This window comes from Sphingomonas sp. BK580 (assembly GCF_014194975.1).
GTDB lineage: Bacteria > Pseudomonadota > Alphaproteobacteria > Sphingomonadales > Sphingomonadaceae > Sphingomonas.
This window is the reverse complement of the sequence record NZ_JACIAY010000016.1, coordinates 47,142-63,578: the sequence shown is the minus strand read 5'-3', so window position 1 is coordinate 63,578 and position 16,437 is coordinate 47,142. Positions and strand designations below refer to the sequence as shown.

Below are 16,437 nucleotides of genomic sequence, written 5' to 3'. Positions count from 1 at the left end.
CCCGGCGCTTAGCGGGCGAACGGTGAACGGTCTTTTCGGCAGCATCAGCTGATCGCCTGAGGACCCACAATCGGTCACTCAGCCGCTCCTCCCCCCTTCCCAACTCCGGCCGGTCGTTCACCTCTCCGATCGACCCTTTCGGGCGTTCCGCGCAGGTGTCCGGTGAGCAGGCTAGCCCTTCTCAGACAGGGTGTGTGCCACGACCGCATTGGCATGCCCGTGTCCCATACCGTGCTCATCCTTCAGCATGGCCACCAACTCCATGTGCTTGGCGGGAAGACGGTCTCGGACGATCTGCTGCCATTCGGCGATCGGCTTGCCGTACTTCTTTTCGATCGACGGAAAGTAGGACGCGGGTCCCTTCACCGGTTCACTTGCCATCGACGTCACCCTTCGACTCGTATGAGGCTCCGCCTTCCTCAAGCTGTTCACGAGCAACCGCAAGTTAGATAGTCCTGAGGCTGATTGCGTCACGGCGCCTCGGCGACCCACAAGTAGACGTTCAGGCCGCTCTGCTCGCTTCCTGAAAGCGGTCGTTCGTTTAGCTAGGCAGCGAATTAGACGCTCGCACATCGCTTGAAGTTGCAAAGTGCGACAACGAAGTCGGCATTAGGTCAACCAAGAGATAGCTGACGATAACTGATTGGGATCGGGAAGCTGACGTTCAGGGTATCGAGATACGCGCTGGCTGCCTCGGTCAGCGCGGGCTCCCCTACGACGATAAGCTTGTCCGGGCGAGTTGCGCCGGGCCACAGTGCGTATTCTAGAAGCTGGCCGATCGCCTCCCTGATGCAGCCTCGGATGGTCGGCGCTGTCTTGACCTCGTAGAACCAAATTTCGCCGGCCGGCCGCGCGACGGCGTCGATCAGACGGTCGCCGATGGGCACTTCAAGGCTGACCTGAGCTATCCCCTCAGGGATCAGCTCTTCTTTGAGGCGTCGCTGCATCTCTCTGTGGCGCAGAAAGATGTCGAGACTACGTGCCTGGCTCGTCGCTGTGATCCAGCGGCCGCCATCGATCTCTCGGCCACCATCGAGGCGCAAGGTTTCGGATGGCAGGCGAACGTCGGCGTCAGGCGCCATAGAGCCCGGCTGCGTGTCCGGGTCGGACTCGACGAAGGCGTAGAGAGGAAACAATCGATCGAACGCTCGGAGAGCGACGTGGGGGTCGATTTTCTCGAGCGGCTGCCGCGCGCCCAGAAAAATGAACGTCGAATGGCGGATCATCGCTGGCGGTATCGGCTGTACGGGATAGTCGACGCTGCGCACGTCGTCTTGCCAATGCCACATGGCTAAGCCTTCGAACGCCTCGGGATTTTCTCTCAGATAGGCGTTGAACCGCGCCACTTTCGGCACCAGCACCCCAATGTCGGGAAGTGATCGGCTTGGCTCGAAGGAGAATGCGACGCCCGCCCGAATCGCCCGACTGGCGTCGGGAAAATAGTCCAGCCCCACATTGAACTGGAGCTCGTCTCGGCCGCCGTAGTGGAAGGCCCAATCGGCCGCGAGCTGACGATTGCCGAAGATGGTCCGCGCTGTGCGCCGAAGCCTTCGATTTTTCGTTCGAAACCGCTGGAGCCCGGCGATCGAATAGCTCTCGGCCGATGCCTCAATCTGGGTGATCGCGTAGTGGAAGATGTCGGTCTCGGATCGCGACGGCCTCTCGGGTGGTTCCGCCGCTTCAATTGCACCGGCGACGAAGAGATCGACGAATGCGGCCGGCAATTTGAATGCATACCCTTGAAGCGGCCTGACCGGACGATCGGACAGTTCGAATGGGAAGTAGCGCGCGCCCTTCGGAAGGGCGTCGTACAAAGCTCCAATCTGATCTCGAAAAGTACGAATAGCTGCGAGGGTGATGGGCCTCTCGAGCTTCGTGTGGCCTTCGAGCGGTATGCGGTAGCCCGGTACCTTTTTCGGAACAGCACTGCGGTCACGCGCATAACTCCCGCGTGCTGCCCAGATAATCGGCGCCTCATAAGCTTCGCCCGATATCCGCGAGAACGATGTAATTGCGCCGATACGCTTGTCGTAGTGGAAGACTAAATCGGAAGGTCGAGCGTGGCGAAACAGGCCATACCGCCAGTTCTCCATGCCCGCACCGTCGAGCAAGGGCGCTCGTAGATCCGAACCGATGTCCTCACGGTCGGTAGATTCGAGCCAGTAGCGTTCGGTCTCGATCCCATCCCACCACAAGCCTGCCATACAATCCCTTCCTTCAAGGCGACTCCCGTTGCGGTAGCCTAAGAGAGCCTGGTCGACGACGATATTGCCTTACGCGCGCGCTGATTACTCAGTCGGCGCTGAAGCCTGTTTGTGAACGTGTTCAGGCGACGATCGGCTCGGGGGCCAGCAGGAGATCAAAGCGCTCGTGGAACGAGGCGACCGCTTTGGTGGCGATCTCGTCAAACGGTGATCCGTTGCCCGCATGAAGTGCGGTCTTCTTGAAGAGGTATCGCCGAACGACATATGCCGCCATGTCGGCGATCTGCAGCCCGATGACCTTGTGCGACTCGACAGAGATCGCTCCGCCACCGAGCAACGCGCCGGGGTGGCTCATCTGATGGAGCACTGGGCCGGGCGTGTTCTTGTCCCGATCAATCAGGAGGATCGGCGTCGGCTCGGCATTGAGATATTCGGCCATGCTCGTCAGGAAGACCGTCTTCAGGCTTTGCTTATAGTCGCTGACGATCAAGCCGGCGGACTGGGTCACCATCTCGTCATGTTGTTGTTCGGACAGGTAGAGATAAGGGATCCGCGATCCCGCCACGCTCAGCGTGTCGGTCATGCGCTCGAAGGCACCGATGCGCGTTTCGTAAGACACGGCCTGCCAAGGCGTATTCTTCTTGCCGTTCACGACCTCGGCCGCGTGGAATTCGGGGAGTCCGTGGGTTTCGAGGAACGCGGAGAGGTCTGCGGCGGCGGGCGCGTAAATCTCGGCAGCCATAACCACGCCGACATGCAATCGGAGGTTCGCGACGAGATCGGCGGTCGCCTGCTCGGTGAGGTTGGTTTCGTCGCAGAAGGCCAGTGTCCGGCCGGGCATCTCCAGGTTTGCGATTAGACCGTCGAGATCGAGATTGCTGCTCATCGTCGGATAGTATGCCAACATCGCACAAGCTTCACGCGCGAAATGCGCGATGATCGGCGATAAAGCGACGAAGGCTGGCGCTCTCGCCGCCGGTCCGATTACACCAGCGCGATGACGGGTTCGATCTGCGCTTTCTCTCATTGGTTGAGTCTCGAGGTCGGTCGCGAATTGACGGAGGCCCGCAGGATTGGGCATCAGTGGCGCGAGACAACCTGGACCGATTTGACGTTGAAGCATCTGCGCGCGTTGCGCGATCCGAGAATAATCGTCGGTCCATCGCATGAGGTCGTCACGGGCGCTGACATGGACTGGTGGTTCGTCAATCGCTCGACGGGTCGGCATATCGGCCTCACACTGCAGGCCAAAATCCTACATTATCCGCAGCGCGACAGCGCGCGATGGGCCTATGACGAGCTGCCGCATCCCCGCAAATCGCTCGGCGCGCAGGCACGCCAGTTAATCAGCTACGTCAATACGGCGCGGCGGTCAGGCGCAGTCATCTATCCGATGTATGTCTTCTACAATTGCGACCAGGGCGTACCGCCCGATACTGAATATCCGGCGTCCTGGCCGGGTGTGACCGTGGCCAATGGCTATGCCATTGCACGCTACATTCAGCGAAATATCGTCGGCACGACCTTCCCGATTGACCGAAAGCGGTTCCGGCCATTAGCCCCCTATATGCAATCGCTCTCAGCACTGCTATGCAATGGCGGAGGGGCGATCCCGACGCCCGACGATGTCGTCGACTTCCTCACCGAGGAGCGCGAGCGACTTAAATACTTCGCGCGCACGATCGAGCTGGATTTCGATGCGCGCGCGACGCCTCGACCCCTTCTCGGTGACGGCATACCGGCTGCGCCTGAGCTACTGATGGGGCGGTATCTTCACGATGGCGATTTTGAGGACGCTGTCACACGCAGCACGGTGGTGTTCCTAAGCGGAGACTGATCCGCGTGGCCGACCCGGAACGGCGCGGCCACGCGGCTTAATTAAAGGGCCGAAGCGCCGACCAGTCGTTAGCTCATCCAACCGATCACGGGGCTTCCACGAACGGCTTCATTTCCTCTTCAGGGTCCGGCCGGTCGGCGGCTTGCCGCTCGGCGGCCACCTCAGCGCTCACCGAGAAGGTGCCGACATCGCCTCGCGCCATATAGGCGCTCGGCGGATCGTCGATTACGGAGATCCAGGACTGGGCGTCCCAGGGTTCGGCCATTGGAACGAGGATGTCGCGCGAACGATATGGCGGTTCTTGCGGCGAACTTGCCATGACGATCAGACCTGCTGGCTGCGTTTGTAGAGTTCAACGACCCACGGCGACGGTGCGCCATCACGGTAGACGACGGACAGTTCGTTTCTCGGTCGGGTCACCCCAACGTAGAAGAGCCGACGCGCTTCGCGGAGGGAAGCTGCGGACTTCTCGTCGCGCCGGCTCGGTATATCGCCCGCGTTCATGCCGAAGAGGACGACCGCGTCGAACTCACGACCTTTTGCACTGTGCAGGGTCGAGAGGCTGACCCGACCGGTGCCCTCGATCCGGCCGGCGAAGATGTTGAGCGCCATGTCCCGCCCGCGTGCCGGGTCGGTCTTCTCGACCATCTCGACGCAGACGCCCCATTCTTGGTGTGGATTGCGCGCAAGCGCGCGCCAAGGGACGATAAGTTCTTGGCACAGGCGTCGTAGCCAGGCGTGGGCGGTCTCGCCTCTGTCGATGCCACTGCGCAGGAACGCCATGAGCTGGCCTGTCAGCGACTGGGCTTCGGCTTCACTGCAGCGCCCGCCGTAGACGATCGCCCGTGCCTGCAGGGCCAGCCGCTCGAACGGCGGGTTGGCATCGCGCCAACCACCGGCGACCCAGGCCGCGCAGCCTTCGACGAGGCGCGCGAGACGCGAGCTGCGCTTGACCAGCGCGTTGCCGTCGGTGCGGACATAGGCAATGCCGGTCTGGTCGAGCGCACCGCCGAGCTTGTCGCCAAGCCACGCCGCCCGATAGAGGATGGCGACCTCTTCGGCTCGATGGCGTTCGAGCAGTTTGGGCAGGATTTGGTTGGCAACGGCGGATGCCTGCGCGTCGAGGTCGCCCCTCACCTTCCAAAAGAGCAGGTCGCCCTCGGGTGCGGCATCGATGCCGCGATAGTCGCGCTCCTCGCCAAGGGCTCCCAACGAGGCGCGGATGATCTTCGCGCCCGATCGATAGTTCAATCGCAGCCGTATTTCGCTCACGTCGGGGCGGGCGACGAGCGATTGCAGGAGCTCGGGATTGGCACCGGTAAAGCCGTAGATCGACTGGTCGGCGTCGCCGACCGCGAACAGGCGAATGCCGCCGGCAAAGCAGAGCAGGAGGACAAGCTCGTGTAGCGCATGCCCCAAATCCTGATACTCGTCGACGAACAGGATCGGAAAGCGTGCGCGGATCGCGGACTGAATCCACGCATGATCCCGGATCATGCGGTAGGCGATGAGCGGCATGTCATCAAAATCGATCAGGCCACGGCGGCGCAATTCGGCCTCGTACGCCTCAATGAAATCGGCGAGTTCGGGATTGCGCCCGCGCCAGTGAACAAGTGAGCGATTGACCTCGCACCGGCGCTTTTCCTCGGCGAACTGCCAACGCGCATGCGGGTCGAACTGGTCGTCGAACACCACGGCATAGGCGACTTCAACCGCCGCGCTAATTTCGTCGCGGGTCGCTACGCGGATCTCGTCGGGAAGCAATCCGGCGAGGCAGCGCGCGTAGGGCATGATCACCTGGGTCAGCGCGAAGCTGTGGACGGTTCCAATGAAGTTGCGGTCGCTGCCGCCAATGCCAAAGGGGGCAAGCCGGGCTTCAAGCTCAATTGCACATTCATTATTGTAGGTGATGCAGGCAACCCCGCGCGGCTCGACAACGTCTTCGATGAGCGCGCGTGCCATCGCCGTCGTCAGCGTCTTGGTCTTGCCGCTGCCAGGTCCGGCGAGCACCACGCAGTGTCCGCGCTCCCGCACGGCTTCGCTCTGCTCGGGGTTGCCGGCGAGGTCGGCCAGAGCGCGCGACAAGGCGAGTTGGTTAGACACGCGCCACCACAAAATTGATGGCAGCAGCGATATAGCCTGGCGGATGTTGACCGAACGGCAGCTTCTTCGCCAGCTTCGCGGCAAGCCTACCCTTGCCGATGTCCGCGATCATTGCGAGGAGCTGCCCGGCATCGACTGGCGTTCCGGCCCGCCAGGCGGCGATCCGCGTGGTGCGCACCGAACCGAACCCTTGCTCGGACAGGATGTCGAGTAGCGCGCCGAGCAACGACGGAGTATTGGCGACCGACACCTCAAAGGTCTGGTCGTTCAGGAAAATGCCGGCTTTTTCCCAGCCCTTGCTGAACGCGGCGAAATCGGCGGCCGCCCAATGCACGCGCGCCTCGGGCGTCAGGGCGGCCTGGCCAGTGACCAAGGCCACGGCGTCCCATATGTCCAGCGTTCGCCCCTTGCCGAGGGGTGGCTTGGTGCCGTCGAGCGGATCCCAGTCGGTCACCACGGCGAAGGGCAGACCGAGACTGGCGGCGAGCTTCACATAGGGCGTGAAATTGACGCCCCCGACGTTGCAGACCGTGATGCCGAGCCGGTCGAAGCTGTGGCCCATGGCGTCGGCAAAGGCCGGCATCAGCGCTTCCTCGGCGTCGCCCTCAACGAAGATCACGCCGCGCGAGAAGATCAGTTCTGAGCGCGTCGCGGTCAGATAACGTTCGATGTCCTCCAGCTCGTCGTCGGTCACGGGCAAATTGGCGAGCGAATAGGCGAACGCTTTGCCGCCCGAAGATTTCAGATGAACAATGGCGCGCAGCGGCGCAACTGCGGCCAGAGTCGGCGAATGGCTGGTGACGATCAGCGCTTGGGCGGGGTCGCCGGCGTTGAACAGCTTGTCAAACAGGCCGCGTTGGAGCTGGGGGTGAAGGTGCGCCTCGGGCTCCTCGATGCATAGAAGCGAGAAATTGCGCTCGTTTTTTGCGCGGCGCCAGGCGAACTCGGCGAGCTTGAGCGCAATAAGGGCGACATTGGCCGAACCGAGGCTCGCTTCGGCAATGCCGCGCTTGCCATTGTCGATGAACATCGCAATCGAGCGAAACAGCCGCAATGGATCGGTCGGCGCGAAACGCAGTCGGGCGTCGATGTCGTGCGCCGTGCCGGCGAGATCCAATATGCCCGAGCGCAGCTCGTCCTCAAGCGCCTTGACCGTGGAGAAACCCTCGAGCGCCCGGGTCGCGCGATCGAGGTCGGCGGCCACTGCGTCGAGCGACGCGCGATCGACGCCAGCGATGGCGTCCTCGAGCAGCGGCCGCAGCGGCGAACTGCGCCAGGAGCCGAGCTGGCCTTCGGCGTCGCGCAAGGCATCAAGCATGTCGAGGGCAATCCGCCGCCGCACACGGCTCGGCACGGACCGGGCCTCGTCACCACCGCCGAAGACGATAAACTCGCAGTCTGCCGCAGATTGTAGTGGCCCGGCTACATCAGCTTTCTTACGGAATATGTAGCTCAGACGCGCTACGGTGGCGTCGGCCGCGGTTCTGAAGTCGGTGAGCAGAGCGGCTTGGGCATTGTCCGCGTCAAAGTCGGCGATGTCGAGATGAACCTCGATCTGTGGCGACGCGACGAGATCGCACCCGTCCCAAAAGTCCGAGAGCTTGAGCTCGCGCGCCGCATCCGACAGGGTTGGGTCGAGCACCAACCGAATTGCGAACAGGAGATTGCTCTTTCCTACCCTGTTTTCGCCGAGAAGGACGACGTTGCCACCAAGGGGGATGTCGACTGCCTCGAAGTTGCGAAAGTTGCGGATACTGAGCCTTGCCAGTCGCACGGCGCCCTTCCCCCTAGCGGCAAATGTTAATCGTTGCCCTGGAAAGGTCATAGCGGCGGACGGGAGTCAATTAGGCATACCATCCAAATCGGTCGCTATTACATAAAATGCTCAAAGACCTGGAAACCGACAGACAATCACGTGCCCGCTGCCGGGCAGCGCGCCGCCTCAATCAGAACGGAGGCAACGACGATCGCGATCCAGCGAGTGCGGGCGAGATGCCTTTTTAAGCGGCGAAACGCGCCCGCGCGACCGTTTTCGATATTTCGGCCGAGCATCTTACCAGCACGTTTCATGCATTTCGGCGCTGCACAGCAAGGCATATCCGGTGTGTGAACCAAATTATAGCCCGTAATCGCATCGAATGCTGCGCCACAGTCGACGATCGCAGGAGACGTCGAACCCGGCAACGACCTCCAATTGGCGCTGAAAGATACGGAGCGGCCATTCGTTCGATGCGAGGCCTACGGAGAGCGAGCGGGCGCCCTGCTCAACGCAGGACGATTTGACGCAGCGCAGCGATTCGGGCTTCGATCTCCTCGTCAGAGACTTCGATACGGAGCTTCTCCTGCACGAAGTTCAGCCGCGCCTCGTTCTCGCGCACGATCTCGGCCCAGCTCTTCACCCAGAACTTGAAATTGTCGCCATCAAGGAATAGTCCGCGGGGCCGCTCGCGCTGGTGGAAGCGGTGCTCGATCCCGGCCTCGAACTCGGTTGCGATGAGATAGAAGTTCCACGTCGTGTCGGTGTGCAGATATTCAGGCTCGTTCCGGATCGCGTTCACGTAGTCCTCCACCTGATCGAGCTCCTTCCGGCCAAGCTTCAGCGACGGCCGCTTCAACTCGACGAGGAGGAACTCGAGCTTCGAGGCGTTGGCGTGCGGCACCGATCGTCCCAGAAAGCAGTCGACGCGGCCAGTCTTCCCGTCGCCCTTCGTGACCTTCCTCTTGCCCCGACGGCTCCCGAGTTCCTCGGCGACGCGGCCCATCACCTTCGTCAGCCCGCTTTCGGCGAGCGTGATGTGGAACTGCTCGCCGAACAGCCAGGTATTCTCGCGGACCAGCGCGTCGAGCTCGCCTCGCTCACGCACAGTATTCCTGAACCTGCTGTCGAACACCATGCCCCTGAGAACCCCGAGCGCGGTGACGCGGTCCGCGATCAGGCTCGAGGCGCCGATAATGTGGCCGAGCTCGGTCTTCTTCAGCAGCGCCGATAACTCGGCCTGCTTCGACTTGGGAAGGTCGATCACTGCGCGCAGGATGGTCGTCAGCTCGTCGGGGTTGTGCTTGATCGCCTCTTTCAGGAGCGTGAGCGTCATCCGCTTCAGGGACGGCTCCGCCTTCGGGAAGTCGCGCGAGTAGGAGTTCACCGCGTAGGTCGCGATGTCGAACATCTGACGCTCGCGCCGTTCGATCTCGTCCCTGGGCTCGCCCTCGTATGGGTAGGAGCCTTCGTCCTTGAGGTCTTGGATGACGCCGAGCGACTGCTCGCTGATCCTTTCCCGAAAGTATTCGGTCAGCTCGCTGCGGATGTGCGCCAGCACAGTCGTGAAGTCTGGGTCGTTGAGATCGTCGAGCTCGAGCAGGTTGTCGTCGGCGATCTCCTGAAAGAATGAGGAGTAGGCGTAGGCGGAGAAGGCGAACCCGGGTGCGGTGACATGGGCCGGCTGTGACCCGAGCACGATCGCATCCTCGCCTCCGAAGTGGATCTGGCGGGCGTCGCCTCCCTGCGTCCACTCGATCACCTTTACCCGAAGATCGTCGATGGTCCGATCCGAGAGCTGCACGACGCGGTGCGGCAGGTCACGCCAGCGATCGATCGTCACGTTGGGGTCGACGTCCAACCCGTTCCACCAGATCTTCGTGTTCGGATATAGGAGGATGTAGGGCGCGAAGACGGTGCTGAACTGACGGAACGCGTCGGGTGTGACGAGCCAGTCGAATGTCTCCTTGAGGAGCGTCAGCTCAACGACCGTGCCGGGAGCGCCGCGCGTGGGGGCGTCGAGGGGGATCACCTCGCACCGCCCCAGTGACTTGGCATGGATCTCCAAACGTTGCGACACGAGGCCGTCCTCTGTGGCGGAGGTCGAGTGCCACTGCGCGCGCTGGGCAAGTGAGAAGAAGCGGAGCCGGCCGCGCCCTTCCTTGCCGTGGACCGCCCGTCCCGAGTCCGTGCGGTGCTTGCCACGCTTCCACGAGGCGCCGAGCCTCGCGAAGTCCTGCTCCGCACGCTCCGGCGAAATGCCCGTACCGTCGTCTTCCACCGTGATCGCGGTCACGCCGCCGAGCGCGTTGCGCTCGAAGCCGACACGCACGGTGATGGCGTCTGCGTCTAGGCCGTTCCAGACGAGTTCCGAGATGGCCTTGATGGGATCGCGGCCGCTCGCCTCGCGCTCCAAGAAGTCCTGCTGGGCGAGAAGGCTGAGGGTCGTCATGAGGTTTCCGTCGGGCTCATAGCCCGCACGTTAGCGTCAGATTGGGCAAGGATCGACAGCGACGATGCGGCGAATGTGAAGCTCCTGACACACCGGTCGCGCGCGGGGGGGGGCAACGTTCATGCCTGCCTCGCAAGCGCTCGAGGGTCACTTGCTTTTGGCGGCCTGCGGTCAGCTTACCCGCCCCGGCAGGCCCACCGTTGCTTCGTTTCCAGCGTGCTGCGCCAAAAGCCAAACGAATGTCCGCCTACTTCAGATGATTGCTCGACAGCGGACTGGCCGCTTCCCCCTCCCCCGGCAGGCGCTCGAGCCCCCTCCTGCCGCCTGAACAAACGGCCGGTTTGCCCGGCTGACCGACCGAAAGCGGACGGGCAGTTATCCACCCTTATTGCCTCTGTTCTACATTCGTTTCCCCAAACTGGCTTCCCAATAATCAGCAGGTTGTGCGCGCCCGCCGCGGCGACCTCGAGCGCGCGCTTGGCACTCTCCTGCCCGCGCACCTGGCGCAGGTCGGGGCCGTCGCGCCGCTCGATCACCTCGCCCGGGCGCGGCGCCGCGAGCAGCTGGCGACCTTTGAGATGGTTGAGCAGCGCGATGAGATCGGGCGCGGCGATCACCTCGATCCGGCCCGCCCACGCCGCCTCGCTGCCCTGCGCCGCGGGGCAGATCAGCCCTCTACCCGCGGCGCCGGCGTGGAGCGCGGCGAGCAGCACGCCCGGCGACGGCGCCAGCCGCCCGTCGAGCCCGAGTTCGCCCACGACGACGTAGCGTTCCAGCGCCGCGGCATCGACCAGCCCCATCGCGGCCAGCAGCGCCAGCGCGATCGGCAGGTCGAAATGCGAGCCCTCCTTGGGGAGGTCGGCGGGCGAGAGGTTGACCGCGATGCGCTTGGGCGGGAGCGACAGGCCCATCGCGGCGATCGCGCCGCGCACGCGCTCGCGGCTCTCGCCCACCGCTTTGTCGGCGAGGCCGACGAGGTTGAAGGCGGGTAGCCCGGGGATGAGCTGCACCTGCACCTCGACGGCGCGCGCCTCGAGCCCCAGATACGCCAGCGTGGAGACGATCGCGACCATGAAGCCGACGCAGACCGCGCCGGGCTCCGGCTTGTCAACGTGACGGCCGCGCCCCTGCTGACCCGGCGTGGCCGATCGCGTCGCCCTGCCCCGCGCGCGTTGACTTTCGCGCGCCGTTCGCTTAGCGGCCCGGATCGTTCGGGCCGTCCGCGTGGCGGCCCTTTGCCATTCGAATTCGGGAAATGACTCATGAAGCGGACCTTTCAGCCGAGCAATCTGGTGCGCGCCCGCCGTCACGGCTTCCGCGCGCGGATGGCCACGGTCGGCGGCCGGTCGGTGATCCGGGCGCGCCGCGCGCGCGGCCGCAAGAAGCTGTCGGCGTAATCGAGCGCTCCGCCGGCCCGGAGCCAAGGATGGCTGTGGGCCGGATGACGAAACGGTCGGATTACCTGGCCGCCAACGCCGGGCGTCGCGCGCCGATGCCCGGCTTCGTGCTTCTGGTGAAGGCGCGCCACGACGGCGACACCAGCATGCGGCTCGGCATCACCGTCACCAAGAAGGTCGGCAATGCCGTGGTGCGTAACCGCATCAAGCGGCGCTTCCGCGCGCTGGCGCGTGAGGTCCTGCCTCAGCACGGGACAGTCGGCGCCGACCACGTCCTGATCGGCCGGCTGGCGGCGAAGGACCGTGACTGGGCGCAGCTCGGCGCCGATCTCACCCGCGCGCTGGCGAAGACACGCAAATGATCGCGCGCGCGCTGATCTGGGTGGCGCGCGCCTGGCAGCTGGGGCCGTCGCTGGTGCTGCCGCCCTCGTGCCGCTTCCAACCATCATGTTCCGCCTATGCAATCGAGGCGCTTGGCCGCTATGGCGCGGTCAGGGGCGGGTGGCTGGCGGTGCGGCGGATCGCGCGCTGTCACCCTTGGGGCGGGCACGGCCATGATCCGGTGCCATAAGGAAAGCTTGGGACGCCTGTGAAGGACGAGAGCAAGAACTTCGTGCTGTTCGCGGTGATCGCCGCGCTCATCCTGTTCGGATGGCCGCTGGTGCAGAACCGCTTCTTCCCGACGGCGAACCCGCCCGCGTCCAAGGTCGAGAAGGGCAAGTCGCGCGCGCTGCCGCAGCCCGGCGCCGACCCCACCGCCGACTCGCCCGCCGCGCTGCGCGATCGCACGCAGGTGCTGGCGGAGAGCCCGCGCGTCCGCATCGAGACGCCCGCACTCCGGGGCTCGATCAACCTCAAGGGCGCGCGGATCGATGATCTGGTGCTGACCCGGTACAACGAGACGGTCGCCAAGGACTCACCGCCGATCCGCCTGTTCTCGCCGGCCGGCACGCAGGACGCCTATTTCGCCGCCTTCGGCTGGCGCGACGAGGGGCTGCGCCCGCCGGCCGCCGACGCCGTGTGGACCGCCTCGGCGCCGCTGCTCACCCCGGGCAAGCCGGTGACGCTCACCGCCAGCAACGCGCAGGGCCAGCGCTTCGCGATCGAGCTGGCGGTCGACAACGACTACCTCTTCACGGTCAAGCAGACCGTCGCCAACGCGGGCGGCGGCGCGGTGCCGGTCGCGGCCTATGGCCTCGTCAACCGCATCGGCGTGTCCAAGGACCCCGACAGCTGGACGATCCACACGGGGCCCATGTCGGTCAACAACGGCGCCGCGCATTATAATCCGAACTTCAAGGACCTCGCCTCGGGCCCGGCGCGCTTCACCAGCACCGGCGGCTGGCTCGGCTTCACCGACAAATACTGGCTCGCCGCGATGGTGCCCGACCAGGGCCGCGCGTTCGACGGCCAGTTCCGCGCCGGACCGAACCAGAGCTACCAGGCCGATTTCACCACTGCGCCGCAGCTGCTGCCGCCCGGCCGCCAGGTCAGCCAGACCGCCAAGCTGTTCGCCGGCGCCAAGGAGGTGAAGCTGCTCGATCGCTACACCGACACGGGCGCGGTGACGAAGCTGGACTATGCGATCGACTGGGGCTGGTTCCGCCTCGTCGAGAAGCCGATCTTCTACTACCTCGACCTGCTGTTCCGCCTGATCGGCAATTTCGGCGTGGCGATCATCATCCTGACGCTGACGATCCGGCTGCTCGTCTTCCCGATCGCGCAGCGCCAGTTCGCCAGCATGGCGGCGATGCGCGCGCTCCAGCCCAAGATGAAGGCGATCCAGGAGCGCTACAAGGACGACAAGCAGCGCCAGCAGCAGGAGATCATGGCGCTCTACAAGGCGGAGAAGGTGAACCCGCTGGCGGGCTGCCTGCCGACCGTGATCCAGATCCCGATCTTCTACGCGCTGTACAAGGCGCTGCTGCTGACGATCGAGATGCGCCACCAGCCGTTCGCGCTGTGGATCAAGGACCTCTCCGCGCCCGACCCGGCGACGATCCTCAACCTGTTCGGCTATATCCCGATCACGCTGCCGCATTTCCTCGCCATCGGCGTGGTGCCGGTGCTGCTGGGCATCTCGATGTTCTTCCAGTTCCGGCTCAACCCGGCGCCGATGGACGACGCGCAGAAGCAGGTGTTCGCGATCCTTCCCTGGGTGCTGATGTTCGTGATGGCGCCCTTCGCGGTCGGGCTGCAGATCTACTGGATCACCACCAACTGCATCTCGATCCTGCAGCAGAAGTGGCTCTACAGCCGCCATCCACAGCTGAAGCAGGCGCCGGCCAAGTGAGCGATGACGGCGCCGCATTCGACGAGGAGCTGATCGAGGCGGCGCGCAAGCGCTTCGCCGGCCCCGTGGAGTTCCTGAAGTCGGCGCCCGCGCTCGAGTATCTGCCGCCGGCCGAGATGCCCGAGGTGGCGTTCGCCGGGCGCTCGAACGTCGGCAAGTCGTCGCTGCTCAACGCGCTGGTCGGCCGCAAGGCACTGGCGCGCACCTCGGTGACGCCGGGGCGCACGCAGGAGCTCAACTTCTTCGACGTCGGCGAACCGGCGGTGTTCCGGCTCGTCGACATGCCGGGCTACGGCTTCGCCAAGGCGCCCAAGGACGTGGTCAAGAAGTGGCGCTTCCTGGTGAACGACTATCTGCGCGGGCGCCAGGCGCTGAAGCGCGCGCTGGTGCTGATCGACAGCCGCCACGGCATCAAGGAGGTCGACCGCGAGGTGCTCGCGATGCTCGACAAGGCCGCGGTGAGCTACCGCTTGGTGCTGACCAAGGCGGACAAGGTGAAGGCGACGGATCTCGCCGAGGTGCTCGCGCGCACCGAGGAGGAAGCGCGCAAACGCCCCGCCGCGCACCCGCAGATCCTGCAGACGTCGAGCGAGACCGGGATGGGGATCGCCGAGCTGCGCGCGGCGGTGATCGAGTCGATCGGCTAGGCGTAGGCGGTTGACCGGGGCGGTCTGACAACTGGGTCGCAGCGCAGGCGTGTGGGTGAGCACGGCCGAAACATCCGGTACCCTTCCCCCCGTCATTCCTGCGAAGGCAGGAATCCATACACGCTGACGTGAGCGATCGAGTCGAGACGGCCGCGCGTCTGGATCCCCGCCTTCGCGGGGATGACGGAAGGGTGCGGGCACGGCGGCCTGCGCTCGCCCCCACCAGGACGTAACATCACCGCCGCCCATCGCGGTAGTTCGCGTCTACGCGGCATCCGTGCCCGCGCCACCTTCGTCCCCCTCAGTGCGCCAGCGCGCGTTCCCGCGCCGCTGCGATCTGGCGGCGCAGCAGTTCGGAGCGGCTAAGCGCGGCGACGGGCGAGCGGAACACCAGCCGCGGCGCCTCGACGAAGGCGGGCGCGCGCGCCGAGAGATCGGCGGTGCAGAGCGGCGTGGCGAGCGGGTCCAAGGTCATCGACGTTACCCTCCGGCCGGGAATGGCCGACCGTGAGCCTGCGCCGAGCATCACTGCGGCAGGCTCTACGAGCGCGGTTAACCCGGCGCATACCCCGCGACGACACGCACGATTGCCCTCCTTGCCGCGGGCGCCTAACCAGCGGGGATGAAGCTGATCATCGGCAACAAGGCCTATTCCTCCTGGTCGCTGCGCGGCTGGCTCGCCTGCCGCCAGTCGGGCCTCGCCTTCGAGGAGGTGGTGGTGCCGCTCTACGACGAGGCGTGGGACAAGCGCCGCGAGGGCGACGAGTTCGCTCCCTCCTCTGGCAAGGTGCCGATCCTGTGGGACGGCGAGGCGGTGGTGTGGGACAGCCTCGCCATCGTCGACTATCTCGCCGACAAGGTCGGCCGCGCGCGCTTCTGGCCCGAGGACGAGGCGGCGCGCGCGATGGCCAGATCGATGGCGGCGGAGATGCACTCCAGCTTCGCGGCACTGCGCCGCAAGCACGGCATGAACGTTCGCCAGATCTACCCGCCCAGCCCGATCGACGACGACGTCGCGGCCGACCTCACGCGGATCTTCGAGCTCTGGGCGCAGACGCGCGCGCGCTTCGGGGGGGCCGGCGAGGGCGACTTCCTGTTCGGCGCGTTCGGCGCGGCCGACATCATGTTCGCGCCGGTATGCACGCGTATCGTCACCTACTCGCTCCCCGCCCCGCGCTTCGCCGCCGCTTACATCGGTGCGGTGCTGCGCCATCCCTTCCTGCAGGACTGGATCGCCGGCGCGCAGGAGGAGGAATGGGTGATCGAGAAGTTCGAGCAGCCGGTCGCCTAGTGCGCCTCCTCGCCGCTCCCCGCCGGCTCGGCCTCATAGCCGTGCCGCGGGTGCCAGCGCATCGCGATGTCGGGATAATGGACGGTCGACGCCTCGGGCAGGCTCACCGCGAACAGCACGCAGGGCGAGTCGCTGTAGTTGCGGAGATGGTGTGCGTTCGCCTCGCCCTTGCGGAACGTGGCGATGTCCCCGGCGCGCAGCGGGTGACGACCGACGTCGTCGACCAGCACCGCCTCACCGCTGAGCACGACCACCACCTCGTCCTCGCTCTCGTGCCAGTGGCGTTGCGACGACCAGCCGCCCGGCGGCACGGTGACGTGCGTGGCGACGAAGTCGCTCAGTCCCATCGCCTCGGACAGCACGCGCACCGCGCGGTCCGACGCGGCCGCCTGAAACGGCTCGGGATAGTCGCTCCCCTCGTGCGACGGCAGGCGCTCGATATCGACCTTGGGCATAA

At 65.0% G+C, this 16,437-nt stretch carries 17 protein-coding genes and 1 pseudogene; 7 read left to right on the top strand and 11 right to left on the bottom strand.

Translation table 11 applies throughout. The features are described from left to right. Positions 1-171: 171 nt before the first annotated feature. The 3 genes from FHY05_RS20720 to FHY05_RS20710 form a co-directional block, all read right to left on the bottom strand. Positions 172-381, bottom strand: coding sequence for a DUF4287 domain-containing protein (locus tag FHY05_RS20720; protein ID WP_183946333.1), 210 nt, complete (start codon positions 379-381; stop codon positions 172-174). 233 nt (positions 382-614) lie between these two features. Beyond that, positions 615-2,204, bottom strand: a complete 1,590-nt coding sequence (locus FHY05_RS20715) for a hypothetical protein (RefSeq protein ID WP_183946332.1) — start codon at positions 2,202-2,204, stop codon at positions 615-617. A gap of 121 nt (positions 2,205-2,325) precedes the next feature. Beyond that, the gene (locus FHY05_RS20710; RefSeq protein WP_183946331.1) at positions 2,326-3,090 is read right to left on the bottom strand and encodes a DUF3800 domain-containing protein; all 765 of its coding nucleotides are present in this window, start codon (positions 3,088-3,090) and stop codon (positions 2,326-2,328) included. A 111-nt stretch (positions 3,091-3,201) separates the two neighbouring features. On the opposite strand from FHY05_RS20710, the gene FHY05_RS20705 reads away from it, so the two are divergent. After that, entirely contained in the window at positions 3,202-4,041 is an 840-nt protein-coding gene (locus FHY05_RS20705; RefSeq protein WP_183946330.1) for a DUF6615 family protein, read from the top strand. An 85-nt stretch (positions 4,042-4,126) separates the two neighbouring features. On the opposite strand, the gene FHY05_RS20700 is transcribed toward FHY05_RS20705, so the two are convergent. From FHY05_RS20700 to FHY05_RS20675, 6 genes and pseudogenes are all read right to left on the bottom strand, one after another. Next, a complete protein-coding gene (locus FHY05_RS20700; protein ID WP_183946329.1) occupies positions 4,127-4,306 on the bottom strand; it encodes a hypothetical protein in 180 nt (59 codons plus the stop codon). 59 nt (positions 4,307-4,365) lie between these two features. Further along, positions 4,366-6,144 carry an ATP-dependent helicase gene (locus FHY05_RS20695; protein WP_183946328.1) on the bottom strand — a complete coding sequence of 593 codons (1,779 nt, stop codon included), beginning with the start codon at positions 6,142-6,144 and terminating at the stop codon, positions 4,366-4,368. Further along, entirely contained in the window at positions 6,137-7,918 is a 1,782-nt protein-coding gene (locus FHY05_RS20690; RefSeq protein ID WP_183946327.1) for an AAA family ATPase, read from the bottom strand. The genes FHY05_RS20695 and FHY05_RS20690 overlap by 8 nt, the downstream gene beginning before the upstream one ends. 137 nt (positions 7,919-8,055) lie before the next feature. Then, positions 8,056-8,214 (bottom strand): hypothetical protein, encoded by a 159-nt coding sequence (locus FHY05_RS20685; RefSeq protein WP_183946326.1) that lies wholly within the window; start codon positions 8,212-8,214, stop codon positions 8,056-8,058. Positions 8,215-8,408: 194 nt separating this feature from the next. Continuing rightward, positions 8,409-10,352, bottom strand: a complete 1,944-nt coding sequence (locus tag FHY05_RS20680) for an ATP-binding protein (RefSeq protein WP_183946325.1) — start codon at positions 10,350-10,352, stop codon at positions 8,409-8,411. A gap of 419 nt (positions 10,353-10,771) precedes the next feature. Then, a pseudogene (locus tag FHY05_RS20675) lies at positions 10,772-11,425 on the bottom strand (magnesium chelatase domain-containing protein); the annotation flags it as partial. A gap of 189 nt (positions 11,426-11,614) precedes the next feature. Between FHY05_RS20675 and rpmH the strand changes: the two are divergent. Genes rpmH through yihA form a run of 5 tightly spaced genes read left to right on the top strand, consistent with a single transcriptional unit; the run spans position 11,615 to position 14,689 of the window. Next, entirely contained in the window at positions 11,615-11,749 is a 135-nt protein-coding gene (rpmH, locus tag FHY05_RS20670) for a 50S ribosomal protein L34 (RefSeq protein WP_076743215.1), read from the top strand. A gap of 29 nt (positions 11,750-11,778) precedes the next feature. After that, a complete protein-coding gene (gene rnpA / locus FHY05_RS20665) occupies positions 11,779-12,111 on the top strand; it encodes a ribonuclease P protein component (protein WP_260181748.1) in 333 nt (110 codons plus the stop codon). Continuing rightward, the gene (yidD, locus tag FHY05_RS20660; protein WP_183946324.1) at positions 12,108-12,320 is read left to right on the top strand and encodes a membrane protein insertion efficiency factor YidD; all 213 of its coding nucleotides are present in this window, start codon (positions 12,108-12,110) and stop codon (positions 12,318-12,320) included. Before rnpA ends, yidD begins: the two co-directional genes overlap by 4 nt. A gap of 18 nt (positions 12,321-12,338) precedes the next feature. Continuing rightward, positions 12,339-14,042 carry a membrane protein insertase YidC gene (gene yidC, locus FHY05_RS20655; protein ID WP_183946323.1) on the top strand — a complete coding sequence of 568 codons (1,704 nt, stop codon included), beginning with the start codon at positions 12,339-12,341 and terminating at the stop codon, positions 14,040-14,042. Further along, positions 14,039-14,689, top strand: a complete 651-nt coding sequence (yihA, locus tag FHY05_RS20650) for a ribosome biogenesis GTP-binding protein YihA/YsxC (protein WP_183946322.1) — start codon at positions 14,039-14,041, stop codon at positions 14,687-14,689. Before yidC ends, yihA begins: the two co-directional genes overlap by 4 nt. 301 nt (positions 14,690-14,990) lie before the next feature. On the opposite strand, the gene FHY05_RS20645 is transcribed toward yihA, so the two are convergent. Beyond that, entirely contained in the window at positions 14,991-15,164 is a 174-nt protein-coding gene (locus FHY05_RS20645) for a hypothetical protein (protein ID WP_183946321.1), read from the bottom strand. A 147-nt stretch (positions 15,165-15,311) separates the two neighbouring features. Between FHY05_RS20645 and FHY05_RS20640 the strand changes: the two genes are divergently transcribed. Then, a complete protein-coding gene (locus FHY05_RS20640) occupies positions 15,312-15,980 on the top strand; it encodes a glutathione S-transferase family protein (RefSeq protein ID WP_183946320.1) in 669 nt (222 codons plus the stop codon). Here FHY05_RS20640 and FHY05_RS20635 read toward each other — a convergent pair. After that, positions 15,977-16,435 (bottom strand): cupin domain-containing protein, encoded by a 459-nt coding sequence (locus tag FHY05_RS20635; RefSeq protein WP_183946319.1) that lies wholly within the window; start codon positions 16,433-16,435, stop codon positions 15,977-15,979. The genes FHY05_RS20640 and FHY05_RS20635 overlap by 4 nt on opposite strands. Positions 16,436-16,437: the final 2 nt, after the last annotated feature.